Source organism: Acinetobacter sp. 18QD2AZ41W, from assembly GCF_009829025.1.
In the GTDB taxonomy this organism is placed as follows: domain Bacteria; phylum Pseudomonadota; class Gammaproteobacteria; order Pseudomonadales; family Moraxellaceae; genus Acinetobacter; species Acinetobacter pseudolwoffii.
The window spans coordinates 1-283 of sequence record NZ_WURP01000078.1; the positions used below are offsets into that span (position 1 = coordinate 1).

Sequence of the window (283 nt, forward strand, 5' to 3'; positions counted from 1 at the left end):
TCATTCCCTGGCTTAGCATCAATTAAGCGAATCCATTTGGATACAAGATTTGTATTCAATCCATGTTGCAAAGCGACTGAAGCAATTGAAACGTCCGGTGCTTTACAAGCCTGAACGATCTGCTGTTTAAATTCAGCACTGTATGTTCTTCGTTTTTTCGCAAGAGATGCGATGGATGTCTGGTGATTTGTAGTCATAAATTTTAGTCCCCACTTGTTTTTAAGTGGGGACTAAATTAAGGCTTATAGGATGAATTCATAAGGTGTGTTCAGCGGACGCTTAC

The 283-nt window shown here is 39.9% G+C and carries 1 protein-coding gene; it reads right to left on the reverse strand.

Annotated features, from left to right (window positions below; all coding sequences use genetic code 11):
- The coding region (locus tag GVV58_RS15355; RefSeq protein ID WP_159516865.1) for a transposase at positions 1 to 197 on the reverse strand (197 nt) is incomplete at its 3' end.
- Positions 198 to 283 lie beyond the last annotated feature (86 nt).